At 54.0% G+C, this 20018-nt stretch carries 26 protein-coding genes; 17 read left to right on the forward strand and 9 right to left on the reverse strand.

Annotated elements, in window-relative coordinates; genetic code table 11:
- The first annotated feature begins 113 nt into the window (after window positions 1–113).
- On the forward strand, window positions 114–2108 hold the full coding sequence (locus FMM72_RS17385; RefSeq protein ID WP_279285980.1) for a BclA C-terminal domain-containing protein: 1995 nt from the start codon (window positions 114–116) through the stop codon (window positions 2106–2108).
- Window positions 2109–2321: 213 nt separating this feature from the next.
- On the opposite strand, the gene rpsR is transcribed toward FMM72_RS17385, so the two are convergent.
- The 3 genes from rpsR to rpsF are packed head-to-tail and all read right to left on the reverse strand — an operon-like array spanning window position 2322 to window position 3473.
- Window positions 2322–2582 (reverse strand): 30S ribosomal protein S18, encoded by a 261-nt coding sequence (gene rpsR / locus FMM72_RS07150; protein WP_006877265.1) that lies wholly within the window; start codon window positions 2580–2582, stop codon window positions 2322–2324.
- A gap of 57 nt (window positions 2583–2639) precedes the next feature.
- Window positions 2640–3098: a single-stranded DNA-binding protein gene (locus FMM72_RS07155; RefSeq protein WP_160210122.1), complete on the reverse strand. Its 459-nt coding sequence runs from the start codon at window positions 3096–3098 to the stop codon at window positions 2640–2642.
- A 21-nt stretch (window positions 3099–3119) separates the two neighbouring features.
- A complete protein-coding gene (gene rpsF / locus FMM72_RS07160) occupies window positions 3120–3473 on the reverse strand; it encodes a 30S ribosomal protein S6 (RefSeq protein ID WP_160210067.1) in 354 nt (117 codons plus the stop codon).
- A gap of 300 nt (window positions 3474–3773) precedes the next feature.
- Here rpsF and FMM72_RS07165 point away from each other — a divergent pair, with 300 nt between their 5' ends.
- The 13 genes from FMM72_RS07165 to FMM72_RS07225 all read left to right on the forward strand — a co-directional run bounded on the left by FMM72_RS07165 (window position 3774) and on the right by FMM72_RS07225 (window position 12268).
- Window positions 3774–4043, forward strand: coding sequence for a hypothetical protein (locus FMM72_RS07165; RefSeq protein WP_162220999.1), 270 nt, complete (start codon window positions 3774–3776; stop codon window positions 4041–4043).
- A gap of 294 nt (window positions 4044–4337) precedes the next feature.
- Complete coding sequence (locus FMM72_RS07170) at window positions 4338–4550, forward strand: hypothetical protein (protein ID WP_162220853.1); 213 nt, start codon at window positions 4338–4340, stop codon at window positions 4548–4550.
- Window positions 4551–4830: 280 nt separating this feature from the next.
- Window positions 4831–5541, forward strand: a complete 711-nt coding sequence (locus FMM72_RS07175) for a rolling circle replication-associated protein (RefSeq protein WP_162221000.1) — start codon at window positions 4831–4833, stop codon at window positions 5539–5541.
- On the forward strand, window positions 5528–5878 hold the full coding sequence (locus tag FMM72_RS07180; protein ID WP_162220851.1) for a hypothetical protein: 351 nt from the start codon (window positions 5528–5530) through the stop codon (window positions 5876–5878). The genes FMM72_RS07175 and FMM72_RS07180 overlap by 14 nt, the downstream gene beginning before the upstream one ends.
- 23 nt (window positions 5879–5901) lie before the next feature.
- On the forward strand, window positions 5902–6090 hold the full coding sequence (locus FMM72_RS07185) for a hypothetical protein (RefSeq protein WP_162221001.1): 189 nt from the start codon (window positions 5902–5904) through the stop codon (window positions 6088–6090).
- A gap of 49 nt (window positions 6091–6139) precedes the next feature.
- Complete coding sequence (locus FMM72_RS07190; protein WP_162221002.1) at window positions 6140–6307, forward strand: hypothetical protein; 168 nt, start codon at window positions 6140–6142, stop codon at window positions 6305–6307.
- A 42-nt stretch (window positions 6308–6349) separates the two neighbouring features.
- Entirely contained in the window at window positions 6350–6523 is a 174-nt protein-coding gene (locus FMM72_RS07195) for a hypothetical protein (protein ID WP_162221003.1), read from the forward strand.
- Window positions 6524–7021: 498 nt separating this feature from the next.
- Window positions 7022–8377: a hypothetical protein gene (locus tag FMM72_RS17390; protein ID WP_279285981.1), complete on the forward strand. Its 1356-nt coding sequence runs from the start codon at window positions 7022–7024 to the stop codon at window positions 8375–8377.
- A 74-nt stretch (window positions 8378–8451) separates the two neighbouring features.
- Window positions 8452–9684, forward strand: coding sequence for a MucBP domain-containing protein (locus tag FMM72_RS07205; RefSeq protein WP_162221004.1), 1233 nt, complete (start codon window positions 8452–8454; stop codon window positions 9682–9684).
- 180 nt (window positions 9685–9864) lie between these two features.
- On the forward strand, window positions 9865–10683 hold the full coding sequence (locus tag FMM72_RS07210) for a hypothetical protein (protein ID WP_162221005.1): 819 nt from the start codon (window positions 9865–9867) through the stop codon (window positions 10681–10683).
- A gap of 5 nt (window positions 10684–10688) precedes the next feature.
- Window positions 10689–11150, forward strand: a complete 462-nt coding sequence (locus tag FMM72_RS07215; protein WP_162221006.1) for a hypothetical protein — start codon at window positions 10689–10691, stop codon at window positions 11148–11150.
- 3 nt (window positions 11151–11153) lie between these two features.
- Window positions 11154–11408, forward strand: coding sequence for a hypothetical protein (locus FMM72_RS07220; protein ID WP_162220845.1), 255 nt, complete (start codon window positions 11154–11156; stop codon window positions 11406–11408).
- Window positions 11408–12268 carry a zonular occludens toxin domain-containing protein gene (locus FMM72_RS07225; RefSeq protein ID WP_162221007.1) on the forward strand — a complete coding sequence of 287 codons (861 nt, stop codon included), beginning with the start codon at window positions 11408–11410 and terminating at the stop codon, window positions 12266–12268. The genes FMM72_RS07220 and FMM72_RS07225 overlap by 1 nt, the downstream gene beginning before the upstream one ends.
- A gap of 41 nt (window positions 12269–12309) precedes the next feature.
- Here the strand turns inward: FMM72_RS07225 and FMM72_RS07230 are convergent, their stop codons facing one another.
- On the reverse strand, window positions 12310–12567 hold the full coding sequence (locus tag FMM72_RS07230) for a hypothetical protein (protein WP_162221008.1): 258 nt from the start codon (window positions 12565–12567) through the stop codon (window positions 12310–12312).
- Window positions 12560–12862 (reverse strand): hypothetical protein, encoded by a 303-nt coding sequence (locus FMM72_RS07235; RefSeq protein WP_162221009.1) that lies wholly within the window; start codon window positions 12860–12862, stop codon window positions 12560–12562. Before FMM72_RS07235 ends, FMM72_RS07230 begins: the two co-directional genes overlap by 8 nt.
- Before the next feature lie 544 nt (window positions 12863–13406).
- Here FMM72_RS07235 and FMM72_RS07240 point away from each other — a divergent pair.
- From FMM72_RS07240 to FMM72_RS07250, 3 genes are all read left to right on the forward strand, one after another.
- Window positions 13407–14459 (forward strand): IS30 family transposase, encoded by a 1053-nt coding sequence (locus tag FMM72_RS07240; RefSeq protein WP_431603335.1) that lies wholly within the window; start codon window positions 13407–13409, stop codon window positions 14457–14459.
- Window positions 14460–14482: 23 nt separating this feature from the next.
- Window positions 14483–14929, forward strand: a complete 447-nt coding sequence (locus FMM72_RS07245; protein ID WP_162221011.1) for a hypothetical protein — start codon at window positions 14483–14485, stop codon at window positions 14927–14929.
- 393 nt (window positions 14930–15322) lie between these two features.
- Window positions 15323–16285, forward strand: a complete 963-nt coding sequence (locus FMM72_RS07250; RefSeq protein ID WP_162221012.1) for a glycoside hydrolase family 25 protein — start codon at window positions 15323–15325, stop codon at window positions 16283–16285.
- 49 nt (window positions 16286–16334) lie between these two features.
- Here the strand turns inward: FMM72_RS07250 and FMM72_RS07255 are convergent, their stop codons facing one another.
- From FMM72_RS07255 to FMM72_RS07270, 4 genes are read right to left on the reverse strand one after another with little or no spacing between them, the layout of a single operon-like run.
- On the reverse strand, window positions 16335–17363 hold the full coding sequence (locus tag FMM72_RS07255; protein ID WP_257431077.1) for an XdhC family protein: 1029 nt from the start codon (window positions 17361–17363) through the stop codon (window positions 16335–16337).
- Entirely contained in the window at window positions 17360–18157 is a 798-nt protein-coding gene (gene yqeB, locus FMM72_RS07260; protein ID WP_162221013.1) for a selenium-dependent molybdenum cofactor biosynthesis protein YqeB, read from the reverse strand. The genes FMM72_RS07255 and yqeB overlap by 4 nt, the downstream gene beginning before the upstream one ends.
- The gene (gene yqeC / locus FMM72_RS07265; protein WP_162221014.1) at window positions 18151–18858 is read right to left on the reverse strand and encodes a selenium cofactor biosynthesis protein YqeC; all 708 of its coding nucleotides are present in this window, start codon (window positions 18856–18858) and stop codon (window positions 18151–18153) included. Before yqeC ends, yqeB begins: the two co-directional genes overlap by 7 nt.
- The gene (locus tag FMM72_RS07270; RefSeq protein WP_160210070.1) at window positions 18845–19774 is read right to left on the reverse strand and encodes a selenium metabolism-associated LysR family transcriptional regulator; all 930 of its coding nucleotides are present in this window, start codon (window positions 19772–19774) and stop codon (window positions 18845–18847) included. Before FMM72_RS07270 ends, yqeC begins: the two co-directional genes overlap by 14 nt.
- Window positions 19775–20018: the final 244 nt, after the last annotated feature.

Genomic DNA, 20018 nt, shown 5'->3' on the forward strand with positions numbered 1-20018 from the left:
CTGCGTCCTGCCTCTTTTTTATTTGTATATCTCTTTTCGGAACAGTTTTACAATCCCGTGCATATTTTGTTGTGGGGGATTTCCCATCATCCTGATTAGGAGGTATTCTATTTATGAATAGATTCACCGGCATGAACTTTATGACAAACGCCGGCCAGTCCTGTCCTACGCCTTGCCCGCCGCCTTGTCCGCCCCCATGTCCCGGCCCGCCCGGACCAGTCGGTCCGACCGGAGCCACAGGTCCACAGGGACCGATCGGACCAATGGGACCGCAAGGTCCTGTTGGTCCAATGGGGCCACAGGGCTTTCCAGGAGCCACGGGACCAACGGGACCGCAGGGTATTCCTGGCAGCGCGACCATGACTGGCGCGACAGGACCAACCGGGCCTGAGGGTCCTCAAGGACCTATGGGACTGCCCGGACCTGTCGGCCCGCAGGGACCGCAAGGACCCGTCGGCGGAACCGGACCGCAAGGCCCGATCGGCGCGCCTGGCGCAACCGGCGCAACCGGTATGACTGGACCGACTGGTCCAACCGGCGCAACTGGCGTAACCGGACCGCAAGGCCCACAGGGGCTTATCGGTTTGCAGGGGCCGACCGGTGCGACTGGCCCGACCGGTGTAACAGGGCCGCAAGGCCCAATTGGCGCGGCAGGCCCGCAGGGCTTTGTTGGACCGCAGGGACCACAGGGCGTCGTGGGGCCAACCGGCGCGACCGGACCACAGGGAGCGCCCGGCCCAACTGGACCGCAAGGTCCACAAGGAATTCCTGGCGTAACTGGAGCCACCGGACCACAGGGACCGATTGGCGCCGCCGGACCGCAGGGATTCACAGGGCCGACTGGACCCACTGGTTCAACGGGATCAACAGGTCCGACAGGTCCGTCAGGAGCGACTGGTTCAACCGGTGTGACCGGACCAACTGGGCCAACCGGCGTCCCAGGCGCGACCGGCGCTACTGGCGCCACTGGCCCGCAGGGGCCGATCGGTTCAGCCGGACCACAGGGCATTGTTGGTCCCACAGGTCCGACCGGGCCGCAGGGGTCCACAGGACCGACTGGAGCTACCGGGGCCGCCGGCGCCGCTGGCGCTCAGGGTATCGCTGGGCCAACTGGGCCGCAGGGGCCCACGGGACCCACCGGCGCGACTGGCGCCACTGGGGCCGACGGCGCTCAGGGTATCGCTGGTCCGACCGGGCCGCAGGGACCCACGGGACCGACCGGCGCGACTGGGGCCGATGGCGTTGCCGGTGCTCAGGGTATCACTGGGCCGACTGGGCCGCAGGGGCCCACGGGACCCACCGGCGCGACTGGGGCCGACGGCGCTGCCGGCGCTCAGGGTATCGCTGGTCCGACCGGGCCGCAGGGACCCACGGGACCGACCGGCGCGACTGGCGCCACTGGGGCCGACGGCGCTCAGGGTATCGCCGGTCCGACTGGGCCGCAGGGGCCCACGGGACCGACCGGCGCGACTGGGGCCGACGGCGCTGCCGGCGCTCAGGGTATCGCCGGTCCGACCGGGCCGCAGGGGCCCACGGGACCGACCGGCGCGACTGGCGCCACTGGGGCCGACGGCGCTGCCGGTGCTCAGGGTATCGCTGGTCCGACTGGGCCGCAGGGACCCACGGGACCGACCGGCGCTATCGGACCGCAGGGGTTGATTGGCGCAACTGGCGCGACAGGTGCAACCGGACCAACAGGCGTCAACGTAACCTCCAACAGCATGAGCGCGCTGAACACCAGCGGCGCTACCATTGCGGTGGTATTGGGAGGAACCGACATTGCGCTGCCTGATGATCAGCTTTTGGACAGTTTTACTGCAACTGGCGGAAACACCGTGTTTACCGTCCCTGCCACAGGAACCTATCTCGTGAGCTATTCCGTCAGCCTTACAGCGGCTCTTCTCCTGTCTTCCAGAATTCTGCTAAATGGTGCGCCCTTGTCCGGTTCTGTGGTGTCCCCTATCGCGGCTACCAACCGCTTTGATAATATGCAGATAGTAAATCTCGCAGCCGGCGATACGTTGCAATTGCAACTATTCGGTCTTTTGGGGGCTGCTGTTTTACAGGGAGGTACGGGAGCTAGCCTGAATGTTGTCCGGTTGGCTTAACCGATTTCCTATTTTCCTAATAAAAACGGCCGCACAGGTCTGCAAGGGATTACAGGCGCTACCGGACCGCAGGGACTGATTGGTACGACTGGTGCAACTAGTCCCGCAGCTACACCGGCAAGCCGCACCTGTGTTCAGCAGATGCGCAATATCTTTTTCAATAAAATCAAAAAGCGCGCCGCCCAATAGGGGCGGCGCGCTTTTTGATTTTAATTAATCGCTGATATAAGGCAGCAGACCGATATGGCGCGCACGCTTGATTGCAAGCGTCAATTGACGCTGATGGCGCGCACAAGTACCTGTTACGCGGCGGGGAACAATCTTCGCACGCTCGCTCAGATACCTTCTCAGGCGAGGCACATCCTTATAATCAATCGGGCCGAGCTTGTCGACACAGAAAGCGCAGACCTTTTTCCTGCCTTTCCGGTTTCCGCGCGGGCCGCGGCTATCCCTTTCGGATCTCTCATAAGCCATGGTTCAAACCTCCTTATAAACATGTAAAACAAATCGGAACAAGCAAATGGGCGCCTGTTAGAACGGCAGATCATCCGAATCAGACGAAATCTCAGAAAAATCACCCATGTCACCGCTGGCATAGGAAACAGACGGTTCCGCTGGCGCCTGAATCGGCGCCGGCGGAGAAAATGGCTGCGCAGAAGCACCGCCGGCGGGCTTGCTGTCAGCGAAATAGACATTATCGGCGACAATTTCAACCGCTGTGCGTTTATTTCCATTCTTGTCCTCATAACTACGCGTTTGGATGGAACCCTCGAGCGCAATCATACGACCCTTTGTAAAGTACCGTGTGACAAACTCTGCGGTCTGCCTCCAAGCGACAATATCAAGAAAATCAGCCTGCCGCTCGCCGCCTTTGGAATTAAAATTCCGGTCGACAGCAATCCGAAACGAGGTCACCGAAACGCCGTTCGGCGTCTGGCGCAGCTCCGGGTCGGCAACAAGGCGGCCCATGAGAATCGCTCTATTCAGCATCACGGCGCACCTTCCTTTGTCTTATTCCTGGGCGGCGGGAGCCTGCTCGTCCGCCGCAACGGGCGCCGGCTTCTCCTCCTCCGGTTCCTTCGCAACGATCAGAGAACGCAGGACGCCGTCGGTAATCTTGTAAATACGGTCGAGTTCAGCCGGGAAATCAGGTTTGGACGTGAAGTTGATTACCACATAGTAACCGACTGTTTCATCGTTCATCGGATACGCAAGCGCGCGCTGGCCCCACGTATCAACCTTGGTGATTTCGGCGTTGTCGGTGATAAGCGTATTGAACTTTTCAACGAGCGTGTTGACGCCCTCCTCACCGTTCTTCATGCTGAGCACCATGACTGTTTCGTAATTTGCTGTAAGCTGTGCCATTTGAACACCTCCTTTTGGACTTTAGGCCCTGCCTCTGCGGACAGGGCAAGGATGTTTGCGCCCTCCGGACAGGCCGGCTGGCTAACTAGTAAATTATAGCAGTCATCCGCGCATTCGTCAAGGGTTATCCAACAAAATTTCCAAGCTTGAAAAATGTAATATTAAATGCGAAAGGAAAGCGCGACAAAAAGCGCGGCCTTTCGCAATTTTTTATTTACCTCTGGCGCGCGATTAAGCACAAAACTTTTGTTAAAAATGGTATCCGCGCCGGAAAAACACTAAGACGAGGGGGGTACAACAATGGCGGAAAAGTGTCCGTGCCGCATGTGTAATAACGCACGAGTAGATGACGAACTGACGGAAGATAACGACCTTTCATATTTTTCAGTTGGAAAATGTGAGAAGCCGTTCCGCATTCAGCTTGCATCAGGGGACGGTAAGCCTGTAAGACTTTTATTTGAATTTTTATTCGGTAAACGGTGGTCTACAGTAGCGGTTTATTACCCGAAACACTGCCCTAATTGCGGCAGAGAGCTTTTGGAGTATGGCCCGGCGCAAGATTTTAGATGAAGCCTGGACAGAAGATGACAGCTGCGCCGGGCAGTCCCGCCATTATCAAGCAAGCAGGAGGTGTGTCATTTGTGGGTTTATACATATGTTCACGCAACAAGCGCAACCGGTTGACAGCAGGCCGCCTTTATGAAGGCAGCATCGCTTACTACGGCCGCACGCCGTATTTGTACTGCACAGACGATTCCGGGAAACAGAGGATTTATCCCGAGGCTTATTTTGTGAGAGCGGGTGTTTCATTTGCCGGGAAAGCCCAAACGCAAACACAAACCAGATAACAGGAGGAACACAACCATGTATGAGACAACCATTTTAAGCGTACAACAGACGACTTTCAAGGGCAAAGACGGAGAACCTGACCGGATTATGTGGAAGGTTTACTGCGCTGACAGCACGGGCGCGGTCGGCTGCATCTATTCCACGAAGGAACGCAAAGCCGGAGAATTGGCCCAACTTGACCTTGTGGTAAACCGTGACGGTCGGTTTACCGCAAAGCTTTTGGATTAGCCCGCCTTTTGGGGGCGGCATCCATAACCGGGGCGCCGCCCCCGGAGGGGGCGCTACTTGATAAGTGCCACAAAGTGTCATCACATCAGATGATTGCATTTTGTCCCCGGCAATGGACTATGAAGTTAAATACAACTGCAAAGTCCGCTATTTTCCTGACAACCAAATCAAGATCACATGCTTTTCAAGGCCGGTATTCAATCCACTGAAAGCCGAACCTTACGGAACCGAACCAAAAGAACCCGTATCCTTAAAAGAATACGACCCGGAGACTGGCGAAATGGCTTATAAATTTGTAGAAGGAAAGACAATTTACTCCCCGTTTGAAGGCCGGTACGTACCGATCACCTTGTATAAAGAGCCGGGAGAAAAGAGGACGCGCACTGACAGCGTCAAGCGGGCAATTGATAAGGCGTTTGAAATCGGGCTGGCCAATCAGTTCCGGTATTTCATAACGCTGACGCTTGATCAGGAGAAGATCGACCGGTACGACACGGCGAAGATTTACCCGAAGCTGCGCGTCTGGTTAAGCAACATGGTACAGCGCCATAAAATGGATTACCTTCTGTTCCCGGAATACCATAAGCCCCGCCCGGGCGAAACCGAATGCGCAATTCACTTTCATATGCTTGCAAACGCGGACAGGCTGAATCTTTCCGACAGCGGCAGACAGACGGAGAATGGGCAGGCGATTTACAACCTTCCGGGCTGGAAGTACGGCTTCAGTACCGTCATAGAGCTGGACGGACGGCCCGCAATCATCAAGTATGTGACGAAATACATCACCAAAGGCAATGAGAAGATTTTTGGCAAGTTCTATCTTTCAGGCGGCAAGACGCTCAAACGGGAAGTCCCCGCCGAATTCATGAATATTGATTACGCATCGTTCGAGGGGCAGGAATACGCAATCCCCGGCACGGGTATGCGTGTCAAATACAAGACGTTCAATTTAGATTGGGACGAAGGGGAATTGCCGCATGAACCGTCATAACCGCTTTACCCCGCAATGGGTGTTCCTGCTTTGCGGCACGCTGCTTGTTTTCATCGCGCTGTTTCTGGTTCTTCCTGTCGCCATATCCGCCGAGGATACCGAACCGGAAATGATGGACGTGCAGTCCGGCGCGGGATGGATTTACCCCGAGCCTGTTCTGGATTCAGGCGGCGCGGATTCCTTACAGCTTACAAGCCAACAGCTTGACGATCTCGCGGCTTTGCGCCGCAATTCGGATATTGTCCTGTACGGCGTATTCCCCGTTGCTGTCAGCCTGATTCTGCTGATATGGGGTGCGGTCTGGTTTTACCGCACCTTCATAGAAAGCGGTTTGTAAATCAAAGGAAAGGAGGAAAGCCCATGCCGACAATGGTAATCCTTGATTCGGGCGTCCCGCCGTCCGTACTGACGCCAGAGGACATGACGCCGATCATGGACAGCATAACCGCCAATATCGGGGTGCTGCTCCCGATTGTGCTTGGCCTTGCGGCGGTCTTTATCGGGATTAAGATTGTGCCGTGCCTGCTCTCCCGTTTCACCAGATTCTGATTGTTCCCGCCACAGCGGTAACATAACAAAATTTTAAAGGAGGTTTATCATGGACAAACTGCCGACAATTGCCATTACGGAGGAAATGCTGACGCCGCTTGTTGAGGGCGTTGTCGCCAACATCGGCGTGATTTTGCCGATTGGCCTTGGCCTGTTTGCAATCTTCCTCGGCATCCGCATTATCCCCGGCCTGATTTCGCGTTTCGTTCGCATGTGATAGCGGCGATGAGACAGCAAAAATTTCAAGGGAGGTGCAGCCATGCCCCAAACTACGCTTCCGTTTCCTGACATTACGCAGGATTTGCTTGTTCCAATTCTTTACGGCATTTACGCCAATATGAGCACGATTCTGCCGATCGGGGTTGGCTTGTTTTCAATCTTCCTTGGCATCCGCATTATCCCCGCTGTACTCTCCCGTCTGTTTCACACGTAATCAGCGCCTTGCGGCGGCGGCCTGACAAGGCCGCCGCCCATTCTTATCAGGAGGGATTTAACAATGTGTATCTGTCTGACCGCTTCGCAGGCTGTCTTGGAACAGATTGCAAAACAATTCGGAATATTGGCCGCCCTGTTTTTCCTGTTAGGTATTACGTTTTCTGTCGGATGCACATTCGGCGCGAAGCTTTTATATTCTCTTTTCCTGACCATCAAAAATAAAAAGATAAGGAGGGAGTGTAATGTTTAATTCTCCAATTCTCATGCAGGCCGCGACCGCAATCATGTTATCGGGTGAAAGCCGCATATCTCCATACATCGCAAACCGCAAGGAATACGTTCCATGGAATCCGATGTTTCTTGAGGAAGGGAAGGATGTGATTAGATATTACGTCGGTGTTGCGTTCAACGTCGGCTTATGGGCATTTTTTGTTATTTCTTTGGTATATATTCTCATTAAGATACTTGACAAATATTCCAGATAGGCGGTGACAATATGAAACGTTTTCTTTCCATCTTTACAGCCGCTTTCCTGCTTCTCACCTGCTCCATACCTGCGTTTGCCGACTGGTCGGACGACAGCGCGGACAAAGTCTTTATCCCGGATGTACCGTCGTTTGTATCCCCAAACGGCAATACAACTGTAAAGTTTGAGACTACCAACAAAGATATCCAGTCTGACTTTATAGACAATTTAAGCGACGCGCCGTATCTGGTGCTTTTACGGCAGGAGCTTACAAACGGCTACTACGAGGGCAAATACATCGGCGACGACCGCCGCTGGTGGGTGTACATTGTACGGTTCCCAACCCAAAAGCCCGCAAGCACGCTTTTAGGCGAATTTTCTTATCGCAATCCGCGCGACGCTGACCCGATGCAATTCATGCCGCATGTGCAGGGGGCAAAGTACATCCTTTTGCAGTACGACTTTAAAAAGGACAAGCTGATTTGCAACAACCAGATTTACGACGCGACGCAGATGCTTCATTTTTCCTATGTGATCGATGCGTCGCCGCTGGCCGGTTCGATTCCGAATTATCCGTTTAAGAATACGCTTGTCGCTTCTGCCGCCAGTTCGGGGAAATTCAACGTACTGCCCGAAAAATTCGAAATACCTGTCAACGGGAAAGACATCAACCGGTATTATGACTGGTGGCTTCCAATCCGCACAGGGACGATGCCCCCGGAGATTACAGACCCCGATCCTGACCCTGACCCCGACCCGGATATCAATATAGATACGGACGGCGACGGGATACCAGATGTCAACATCGATACAGACGGGGACGGCAAACCGGACGTCAACATTGATACCAACGGGGACGGCAAACCGGACGTCAACATTGATACCAACGGGGACGGCAAACCGGACGTCAACATTGATACCAACGGGGACGGCAAACCGGACGTCAATATCGATACGGACGGCGACGGCAAGCCGGACGTCAACGTCGATACGAACGGCGACGGCAAGCCGGACGTCAACGTCGATACGAACGGCGACGGGAAACCCGACGTCAACATAGATACGGACGGGGACGGCAAGCCGGACGTCAACATTGATACGGACGGCGACGGGAAACCGGACGACAACATAGACACAGACGGCGACGGCTGGCCGGATGAAAACGTAAAGCCGGGAGGTTCCGGCGGCGGTCCCGGTGGGGGCGGCGGCGGAACTTCCGGCGGTGGATTGGATATCCCGCCGAAGGATGACGACTGGGACTACAAAGGATGGCACTTATTTGACCCGTTCGACTACGACTACACACCCCCCCGGCAGTTCGTGGGACGATTACGACCCATTAGACGGGTACGACCCGTTCGGTTCTTCTATCCCGTGGGAATTTGATATCCCGGACGACAATATTTACCATTACCCTTGGTGGGTGCCTGACTGGGCAAAAAATACAGGAGTGATGATTCATGAAAAAATGGAAACGGTTCTTAGCGAGTGTCTGCGCAGCCGTATGCGCGGCGGGCTTTTCGCTTCCTTCCTTCGCGGCTGACCGGCCGTTTAACCATTGGGACAGGATTTCCCAGGCGCTTTCAGATATCAACGGTTTGATTGGCACGAATGATCTAAACGATATGGAAACGCTGGCTGCGGCTGTACCACAGGTTGTTTCTGTTTCGGATTATCCGGATATTGCGGAAAACCTGACGAAGGTTTCTGACGGGGTATATTCGTTTGATGTATATTTAGCTAACGCAAAGGCAGAAGCGCAGGAAGCATGGAAAACGGTCATGGACGAATGGCAGGCCGATGATAATTATGTGATTTTCTTTTCATTTAGAGGTACTGTTTCCAGTCCCGCATTTTTATCCGTAGATGCTGGCCCTGTTTCATCCCTTTCTTTGTCAAACGGTATTTTATCGCTTTCTTCTGGATATTCTTTCACTTTCAGACCGGATGGGACATTCTATTCATTCAACAGTTCTCCCGTTTTAGGCCGTGGCCGTATCTTCTTCAACAATTATGCTTTCCCGGAGAATACAAGGGGCGATTATCCATATTTCGGAGATATGAGCGAGCTCCAGGTAATAGATGACTTGGACAGGGAACCGGAAGCGCCGACAGAGCACATCCTGACCATCCAATACCAGTATGAGGACGGCTCGCAGGCTGCTGAACCGGCTATTAAAACATACGAGGCCGGGGCGGCGTATCAGGTTGTATCGCCTGTTATCGGCGGTTTTTATACCGATCAGGCAATTGTATCCGGTACGATGCCCGATAACGACCTGACGGTTACTGTTACATATCTTCCTGTTCCGGGCGAACTTTTATACACGCTGTCGGTTGTCTATCAGTTTTCAGACGGTGCAGCAGCGTCCGATATCGTAATCAAGCATCTGGAGGCTGGCGCGCCGTATTCCATCGTCTCCCCCGTCATTACAGGCTACACAGCGGATAAGCCAACAGTTTCCGGAACGATGCCTGAAAATGATTTAAGGATTCTTGTAACCTACAATAAGAATTCCGGTTCTGAGAGCGGCGGCATCCCCGGGGAATTCCCTGATATCGGTGGTCATATAGACTGGCACGACCCGTTCGCGTGGTTTGACACTGCGTCTGGCGTGGATTGGCATGACCCGTTTGCATGGTTTGACATTGCGGCGAACGTTGAATTTCACAATCCGTTTGCCTGGGGGTGATTCTCATCAATGAGGAATATGTTGTTTTCTCTATGGATGCGCTTAACGAAATGTCGTTTACTCTCTGGACGAACATTGGCGCTATTTTCAATGTCTGTCTTTGGACATTTATGACTGTCTTAGTTGTTTATGTCATTTTGCAAACCGTTAGTCATATTGGCCGATAGAGGGGGCGACCAATTGAAAAAATCCGCTGTTTTTCTGGCAGTAATCCTTCTGCTGGCGTTCTGCTCCGTTCCGTGCTTCGCGGAAATCCAATGGCCGCCGCCCAATTACAACATGCCCCGGACTGTGTTAAGCGAATCGTCTTTTGATTATCTTTCCGAAAGCCTCAAAATCTCATACGGGGCGCTCTCCAGCACGGGGCTTCGGATAGCTGGCGTTGTGTTCTCCGTCTGCCTGATCTCCGGCATTTTCCTGCGTCTGTTCCTTGATAAGCTGAACCTGTATAACAGCGTCTGGAAACGGGAATTTCACCGCAAAGTCAAGGCCGAGGACAGGCGGCGCAACCTTGATTCCATTGTTGAAGATCGCGTCGCTGAAATGGAAGTCGGCTTGCTTGCAAAGGCACGTTTCCGGCTGCGCAATCCACTTGCGGATTTGAACGAAAAAATCTATCAGCGCGAATTATCCTATCAGGCAGATCAGGCAATCCGCCAACGCCATCCTGAACGCGCTTATGAGGAGGCCATATACAGGCGGCAGATTTCAGCGGCGGCGGGTATTGAATTTGTGCGCCGCAATCCGGTTTTGTCCGCTGAAAGCAGGATTTCCAGCCGTGAAAACAATTTTGTTGCCGAAGGGCTTTTCAGGCAGCGCAATCCAAATTATACGGTGATGCGCAAGGTGGACGACCGGTTCCTGTCAGATGAGGCTGACAAGCAGTACAGGGAACAATTCCCTGAACGATATGACCAGCGGCGGGAAATGTACGAAAACCTTTCCCGTGAATACGACGAAGCGCGGCACAGGCGTCCCCGCCGCCGCCGATGGAGGTAATACGGATGCGCAAAAAAAGCCTGATTATCCTTGTAGCCGTGCTGGTCGCGTTTACGCTGTCCGTCCCTGTCCTTGCTGCGGACGGCCAGAGCCGGGGATTTTTTGACACGCTCGCAGACATCGGGATGTTTATCCGTGATCTGTTTGTACCGGACGGCAATTATTTCAATGACCAGCTTTCCAGCTTAAACGACCACATCAACAGCCGCTTTGCGGGGCTGGGGCAGCTTTACCAGATGATCAACGACTTTTTCAGGGTGCTTGCCAGCCCACCCGACATAAGCCTTAGGCTTACAATACCGAACAATTTTCTATTTCCCGGCTATCGCGGAACAAGGGTTGACTTCTTTGCATCAGCTCGCCCATATATAGATTTTCTTCGTAATGTTTTAAACGCGAGCGCCTGCTTGTTTACTGCGATTGCCTGCTATCATAAATTGCGGCATTTCTTCACCGAGGAGGGATAGCGCGTGATCATTGAGTTTTTCTGCAACATCTTCTTTGCGCTGGCACACTTTTTAATCAACCTGTTCCCGAAATTCCCCAGCTTCAGCGGCCTGAATATGTCCATGTCGCCGCTGCTCTATGTGATCAAATTCGTCAACATGTTTGTATCCGTTTCCCTTCTCAGCCGCTGCGCTATCATCGTGCTGATCGTCTATAATCTCAAATTCGTCTGGTCTATTCTGATGTGGTTAATCCGCAAGATACCGGGGGTGTCATAATGATTGATTTGGGTTCTGTGGTTGGAAACATGTTCGCGCCAATCGGCGCTTTTCTCGGTCTGGTTATTAAAATCATCGTCTGCGGCGGCTGTGCGCTCCTGTTTGGCGCGCTGGCCTATTTCTTCATCCGGTATCATTTTAACCCTCTGCGGCTGCGTGTGGACGATCTGCGCGCGCCGTACATTAAAAACAAATGGCTTGATCTGTTCCGCTGGCTGCTCGTTGATTTCCTTGAACGCGACCTGCACCGGGGCGAATTCAACGAATATGGTTTCACGTTTTATGTAGGCCGCCAGGGCGCGGGCAAAACCATTTCCATGGTGCGGTATCTGGAGCTGATGAAAGAGAAGTACCCCAAATGCATCATTGTAACCAACTTTGCTTATTACCGCTCCGACCATATTATGACCGACTGGCGGGACATGCTGACGCTTCGCAACGGCACGGACGGGATTATCTTTGCAATCGATGAAATCCATTCGGAGTATTCGGCCAAAAGCTGGAACGACGTGCCGGAATCGCTTCTTTCCGAGGTATCCCAGCAGCGCAAGCAGCGGGTGAAGATTGTGGCGACGGCGCAGTTTTTTACACGGGTCGCAAAGCCTTTGCGCGAACAGGCCGCGACGGTGGTTAGCTGCTCCACCTGGGCGGGACGGCTGACCAGAAACCGCGAATACGATGCACTCCAATATGCCATGGTCATTGAAAACCCGGTTGCGGTCAAACGCAAGGTCAAACCGCTGCGCAAGGCAAGCTTTGTGCAGTCCGACGCTTTGCGTGCCTGCTATGATACCTTTGAAAAGATTCGGCGCATGGAAAAAATACAATTCTCCCCGCGTAAAGACCGTGGGGACAATTAACGCAAGACAGCCGCCCCGGCCGGGGCGGCTGTCATTTTCCTTTATGGCCTAAATGGATATACGCTTTCATTTGGCAAGCTGTCGTAAAGCTGTACCCAGTAGCCGGGCATCTTCTCCCACATTTGGCGGCGCACGTCGAATTCGGCTGTTACTTCCGATTCCACGACGGAGCATGGCACGCCGTTGATCTGCTTCTTGCGGACATGCTTTTCGATTCGTTCCAGCTTTTGCGTCAGGTAATTATACCGGTATTCGCAGCGTTTGGCGGGGTAAATATCGCTATATACGGGTTCATTCATGGCAATTTCCTTTCAGATTCTCAAGTCTCTTAGCCAAACGCTCAAGTTTGTACTTTTCCTCCTGCGTGGTATCTCCATAGATCAAACGCATCTGGTCTATCATGATCTGTACGTCCGCAATTTCCTCCCGGATATTCGTCAGCTCGTGTTCATTACAGGTTTGTCCAAACCGGTCATTCCTGCGGTATTTCAGCAGCGCCTTGGTCAATTCGCTGCATTCTTCTATGCAGATGTCGGTCTGTGCATCCTTCCCATAGGCCGCAATGGCTTGCTTTATGATTTCGTTTCTATTCATGTTTTCCACTCCTTATTTGTTGACAAAATTCGATTGATTTGCTATTATTTGGGTGGATAAAGAAACCGCCTTTTTGCTATTGGTTAAAGGTTGTGCTTTATTCCGCTATCCGCAGATACCATGTGCCGTCATGGTATCTACAGAAGTAGCGGTTTTGCGGGTTTGCCATGATAAAACACAGCAGGTCGTAAAGCCGTTTGCTTTGCACATTCTCACCGCCTTTCTTTTTTAGAGGGCGGTTTCTTTATCCGTGCTTACCCCGTCCCCCAAGCTTGGAGTTGCCCCGTCGCCGGGGGTGGAGGGGCTTGCCCCTCCTTGTTTACAAGGAGGCCGCAGGCGCGGCGGACAGTCAATAGACCGTGGGTTACAAAATGGTTACAAATGCGTTTTCGCACGCTCTGACAGGCTTTTCAAACGCCTTCATTTGTAACTGTTTTGTAATCCGCGAAAGCTATTGACGGTTTGCCAAGCCTGTGGTACAAGCGCCTGCCCCATTCGATGAAAGGATGAGGCAGGAACACAATCGGCATGTAACGGCGACGGGGTGAATGTTTTGAAGGGTACGGGGACTTTTCGTCATTTAGGATATGCGGACAGGATTAAGATTGAGGCGTTACGGAAAACGGGGACATGCGTTAAAGAGATTGCGGCGCATATCGGCTGTTCTGTCAGTACGGTCTATCGGGAACTGAAACGGGGGAACTACAAACGGTTAACCTCCGAATGGGAGACGGTATCTGCTTACAGCGCGGACATTGCACAGCGGGACTATGATTACAAGGCCACAGCCAAGGGTGCGCAGCTTAAAATCGGGGATGACCATGCCTTTGCGGCGTACATAGAAGGAAAGATCATTTCCGAGCGGTATTCCCCGGCTGCTGTGTTGGGAGAAATCCGGGCGCGGGGGCTGGCTTTTCAGACGACGGTCTGCGTTAAAACGCTGTACAACTACATTGACCGGCGCGTATTCCTGCGGCTCTCCAACGAACACTTGCCGCGCCGCAAGGATTCCAGGCGGCCATATTGCAAGGTTCATGTCAGGACAAAAAAGCCCCTATGCCAAGGCATAGAGGCTCGACCGGCTGATATCCAGCGGCGTATTGAGATTGGCCATTGGGAAATGGATACGGTCATAGGCAAGGCCAAGGGGAAAGGACAGGTTTTGCTTGTGCTGACGGAACGCTTTACCCGGCAGGAAATTATTATGAAGCTGCGGCATAAGACGACAGCCGAGGTTGTCCATGCGCTTAACCGCCTTGAACGCAGGTATGGGCGGCGGTTCTCTTTGCTTTTTAAAAGCATCACGGTTGACAATGGCTCCGAATTTATGGATTGTGCGGGGATGGAAAAGTCTTACTGCTCAAAATCCCCGCGGACAAAGATTTACTATTGTCACCCCTATTCCGCTTGGGAGCGCGGCTCCAATGAGAACGCAAACGCGATGATTCGGCGTTTTATACCCAAGGGGACGCCGATAGAGGGCTACAGCGAGCAGGACATCCAACGCATTCAGGATTGGATGAACCGCTACCCCCGCAAGATTCTTGATTACAAATGCTCTGACGACCTTTTTCTTGCCCACCTGAAAACCTTATGACTGTTTGAGGATGTGTGACAGCTATGCCGAGTTTGCCAAGATTGAATGAAGAAATGGTTAACGAAATATTCTTTTCCAACTTTTTGAAAGTTGTCCTGCCGTTTGCGATTACGATGATTGTTTTTATGATCATTCGTATCTTATTTCGCAGGGCGTTTTGGGATATGCCAAAGGTAAAGGCGATTGTTGATGCTGTTCTCGTTTTGATCTTCCTTCTGGTATGTGTTGTTTTTGTGTGGCCTTTGGTCAGGTATTTGATTGAAACGAATGATATTCCGGACGGTGACGTATTTATGAATGAGGACGGGACGCCATATGAATATGATGCTTCTACGGAATGGTTTGACATGGCATCCGGTATTGAGTTTCACGACCCGTTCGACCCGGAGAATTGGCCGGATGCTGCGTCCGGGGTTGAATCTGATGCGTCCACACGATCGGACGATTATGACGCATCTTTGACGGAATAATACCATTGAGTTTCTATAGACGCAGAACATCATAAAAAAGGTTGAGGGGCAAGTATGCCCTTCAACCTTTTTCCTATTTTATGGATACCTCTTTTGTTGAAATTGAACGAACTTTTAAATTTCCACTACTTTTTTCGCAATTTCACTTGCAATTCACCCAAAATTTCCAAGCAACATCAATGAAAACGCCCCGTGAAATCACAGGGCATTTTCATAGGGAAACTATATTTGTCTTGCAGAATAAATTATATCAAATTTTTTCTGTTCTGGCAATGCCGATTGGTACTGGTACTATGTGCAAATCTGTAAAGCCGATTATTCACGGGTACGTCCACTGAAACATAGACTGAATCAGGCGGTATTCAAGCCGCTCAAATACAGGAGAAATGTACTATGAGAAAACAAGGTATCGACGTATCCTATGTACAGGGCGCCATCGACTGGCCCGCCGTCACGGCTGACTTTGCGATGATCCGCGCCTGTTACGGATGGGATAATGATCGGCAGATTGATAGTAGGCTTTATGAAAACGCGCGCGGCGCCAAAGATAACGGCATCCCATACGGCCTGTTCCACTATTCCTACGCACGCACACCCGACGATGCGCTCAGGGAAGCAGATTTCTTCCTGCGTGTTATCAAAGGACTCCAGCCGGAATATCCGGTCGCCTACGACTTTGAGGAGCCGTTCCAGATCGGCGGGTCGCGCGGCGGCGTCAGCTATGCGGGCATGGAACCGGCGCAGCAGTTGGCGATTATCGACGCGTTTTTGCAGCGTGTCGAACAGGCCGGTTACTTTGCGGCGATCTATATGCCTGCTGCGGCTCTGACACGGCTTTACCGCTACGCGCCCGCGCGTATTGCGCGCTACGCGGTCTGGGTCGCGCATATCGGCGCAGCGTCCCCATCCTATCCCGGCAATGTGGGAATCTGGCAACATAGCTGGACCGGCCGCGTTCCCGGTATCGCGGTGGATGTCGACCTCGATTACGCCTATCAGGATTTTCCGGCCATCATCCGTGCCGCGGGGCTTAATCATCTCGATCCGCTGCCCGAACCAGATCCCGAACCGGATCCCGAGCCGGATCCTGAGCCAGATCCCGAACCGGATCCTGAACCCGAGCCGGATCCCGAACCGGATCCTGAGCCGGATCCCGAACCGGATCCCGAGCCGGATCCTGAGCCGGATCCCGAACCGGATCCTGAACCCGAGCCAGATCCCGAACCCGAGCCGGATCCCGAGCCGGAACCAAATCCCGGAGGCGGCGGCTGCCTAATCTTTGGGTTTCTTGGCATCATCACCGGCGCGGTTCGAACTGCATTCCGTTCTGTAAGGCGCTTCTTTACAAGACGCTGACTCACAGACCCAAAGCGCCGCTGTACCTTTACGGCACGGCGGCGCTTACCTATTGAATCGGTTCAAGCAGCACAGTCGTAATCCCGCCGCAGACCATACCAGCCTTACCCGCATCCTGATTGGTCATATCACATTCCACCAGACGCGGGGCGCCGGAATCCAGCACTTCACGTGTCAAAGCCATAACCCGCGCTTCCCCTGCGCCCCCTCCGATCGTTCCGAACAATCGTTCTCCATCGGTCAGCAGCTTTGCGCCAACTGCGCGCGGCGCTGAACCGCGCTTTGAAATAACCGTAGCAAGCATCATTGGAACGCCCTGTGCCAATTCGGCGAGTGCAGCGCGGTCAAACCCATCGCCGGCGCGGCCGCTGCGCACCTGAATCAGCTGCGCGGCGATACATACGGCAATCTCCGCAGGCGCCTGCGCACCGATCCGCAGACCAATCGGCGCATAGACACGGTCAAGCAGCTCCCTGGCATAGCCGGAACGCTCCATCTGCTCCATAACAACGGAAACCTTTTTCCGGCTGCCGATCATACCGCAATAAGCAAACCGGCCGCGATCCAGAACCTTTTGCAGGCAGCCGCGATCATGCAGATGGCCGTTCGTAACAATAACATAATACATTTCATCGGACCGTTCCATCGTATCAAGCGCCTGCTCAAACGGGGCGCAGATGACCTCGCGCACAGCCAGAAAGCGCTCGCGGTTTGCAAATTCCGGGCGATCGTCGATCACAGTCACATCAAAGTCAAGCAGCGCGCCAATTTCGGCCAGCGGCTTTGCGATATGGCCGCCGCCGCAGATTACAAGCTGCTGGTGCGGTGAAACCTGCTCAAAAAACACGCGGACACCGTCTACGTCTGCCATGCAGGGCAAAGCGCCCTGCGGCAGTTCTGCGGCAGCCCGCTCCCAGAAGGGGCGCCGCGCCTCGTCATCAAAAGTAAGACAGCCGTCATCCAAAAGCGCCTTATACGTTTCAAAGCGTCCGTCCTTTTCAATCAGAGCGGTCATCAGGATACCGCTTTTACCCATATCCAACAAATTGGAAATCGCACGATAAAATGCACGCCTCACAAGCGAACCCTCCCCTTTAAAAGATGCAGCACCGCTTCAAGCGCGCCGCCTGCAATCGCGCGCGCTTTATCCGAAATGGTATAGCAGTATTCAACGATACCGCGCGGATCAACGTCTCCCGATTTCATCCCGGTATGGACAGGCGTCCCGCCGGGCAACAACCCTCGCACAACGCCGCCGATCTGCGCGCGCACCGGCAGCTCGCCGACATAAGCGACGGTATCACCTTCTCGCACAAGGCATCCGATCTCTGTAACAGGTTTAAAAATACCGTCGCCGGAAGCGCGCAGGATCCGTTCGCTTGTAAAGCCGCCGATGTTTCCGGGCACGCCTGTATTTGCAATGGCGCGGCCCTCATAAATCACGCTGCCAAGCGAATGGCCGCGTTTTGTTTCAATCACCGCATGACAGTCGACGCCGGCCTCAAACCCCGGGCCAAGTCCGACGACAGCCGGCGCATCAGTAATACAGGTGCCTGTATTGCGCTTTGCAAGGATCGCATCAATGACCGCATCCGGCTGAAGCTGTTCCAAAAAGCGCGCTGTCGGATCGACCATCACCGCGATTTCACCGCGCGCCGTCACCGCACGCGCCTCGCCGGCGTCCATCGCCAGACGCGCCGTCACGCCCTCCACCTCACAGCTTCCCTGGTAAACGGCGCGTGAAAACGCCACTGTGCAGCGCACGGTTGTCGGCTGCGCCGTTTCGGTCATGACAATTTGAAATCCACAGCCGTGCAGGCGGCGCGCCACCCCTGTAGCCAAATCCCCGGCGCCCTTTATATAAATCAACATTCCAAATATCCCTCCTGTAAAAGTGACATCACACAGACGCGATCAAAAGCGCCGCGAAGCAGCGCCGCAGCTTCCTCACCCGCACGCAGGCGCTCCGGCGTATCCGCCTGGTTGAGCAGCACAATCGGCTGATAGCGGGCATATCCCTCCGTCACAAGCCGCGCGATCACCCGCGGCGTGACAGGCTCCTTTGGTGAAAGATCCAGCCGTTCGCACGCGAGCGGCGCGCGGTGGCAGACCTCCTCCATAGACCGGCCAAGCGCGGACAGGCCCGCTACAACGACGACACGGTTTGTCTGCGGCAGCAGCACTGGCTCGGTATCGTTCGGAAATTTAATTGGAAGCAGCTTGGAGCCGTCCGCTTCAATGATCAACGCCTGCGCGTGATCAAGCAGATATTTCACTGTTTCCCCAGACGGGGCGGTCATTTTGAAGCGCTCTGCATCAGGACTGCCAGCGGCGACAAGTTTCCCCTGCGAAAACGCCCGCGCGGCTTCCTGCGGACCGCCGGTCACAACGGCAAGCGTTTTGGAGGGCTTTGGGCAAAGAATATGCGTTGTTGTCATCACAGCGGCCGCACGGCCTTCACGCGCGCGCTCACGCGCCAGAGCGAACATCAGCGTCGTTTTGCCGCCAGCTCCCGCGATTGATATGACGCGGTCACGCGCCGGATCAAGGCCGATTTTTTCATCCAGTGTCACGGTTATCCCCCGCATTCTTCTGAAAGTTGGATATGGTTTCATCTAAAAATGCCTGGGCTACAGGCGAAAGGCGCGCACCCTTCCGGCAGCCGATATACAGCCTGCGTTCGATCATTCCGGTCGTAAGAGGCAGGGCGAGCAGCAGTCCGAATGAACAAAATTCCTCTATCGCGCGCCGTGATAAAATCGAAATGCCAAGCCCTCTGGAAACTGACCGCTTGACGGACTCCGGATCCTCCAATTCGGCGACAACCCGCATCTGCTCGGTGTTGATCCCCGCAGCCGCGAGAAACCGCTCATAAGCGCGCCGCGTCCCCGAACCTGCCTCGCGCTGAATAAACGGCTCCCGGATCAGGACCTCCGGCGGGATACCCTCTCTTAAAAACACACTGTACCGCGGTGTGTTCGGCGTGACGACAACCAGCTCGTCCCCGGCAAAATCGCGCCAGGAACAGCGCGAGCCGTTCATCAGCGCTCCAGTTATGCCGATGTCGGCTTCCCCATCGGCTACAAGGCGTTCGACGCCGGCGCTGTCGCAGCAAATGTGCCGGAAAGTCACATAAGGATACGATTTGCAAAAAGCGGCCATTGCATCCGGAAGGATATACTGCGCCGGAATCGTGGACGCGGCGACTGTGACAACGCCGCGAACCACTGGAACCGCCTCAGTCATGGCGGCGATTGCATCGTCCCGCATACGCAGGAGGTTCTGCGCATAGGCGTAAAACCGTTTGCCCTCCTTAGACGGGTAGACCTCCTTTGTAGCGCGCACAATCAGCTGTACGCCAAGCTCCCGTTCCAGCGCACGGATATGCGCGCTGATCGTCGGCTGCGTTAAAAACAGCCTGTCCCCCGCCTTGGAAAAGCTGCCCAAATTTACCACGGCGGCAAACGCCTCAAGCTGTTTAAAATCCATGACCGCTCCTCCCATCACGCCAAACCGCTGTTGTTCCCCCTTATCGCAGCCAAGCCAAATATTCAACCGCCGTCTTTTCAGCTCTATTATAGCAAATTGTTTCCAAAAAGTCATCCCTTCAAAAGCAATTCCTCCCGCCTGCTGTTTCGGTCAAATCCTTCCGGTCTATTGGGAAAAATAACGCAGGCTGCGGCTTGCTGAACGCAAGCTGGTATGATATGATAAAAGCCGTTAAAGCGTAATT

The sequence above is a fragment of the Anaerotruncus colihominis genome (genome assembly GCF_010206195.1).
Classification (GTDB): Bacteria; Bacillota; Clostridia; order Oscillospirales; family Ruminococcaceae; genus Anaerotruncus; species Anaerotruncus colihominis_A.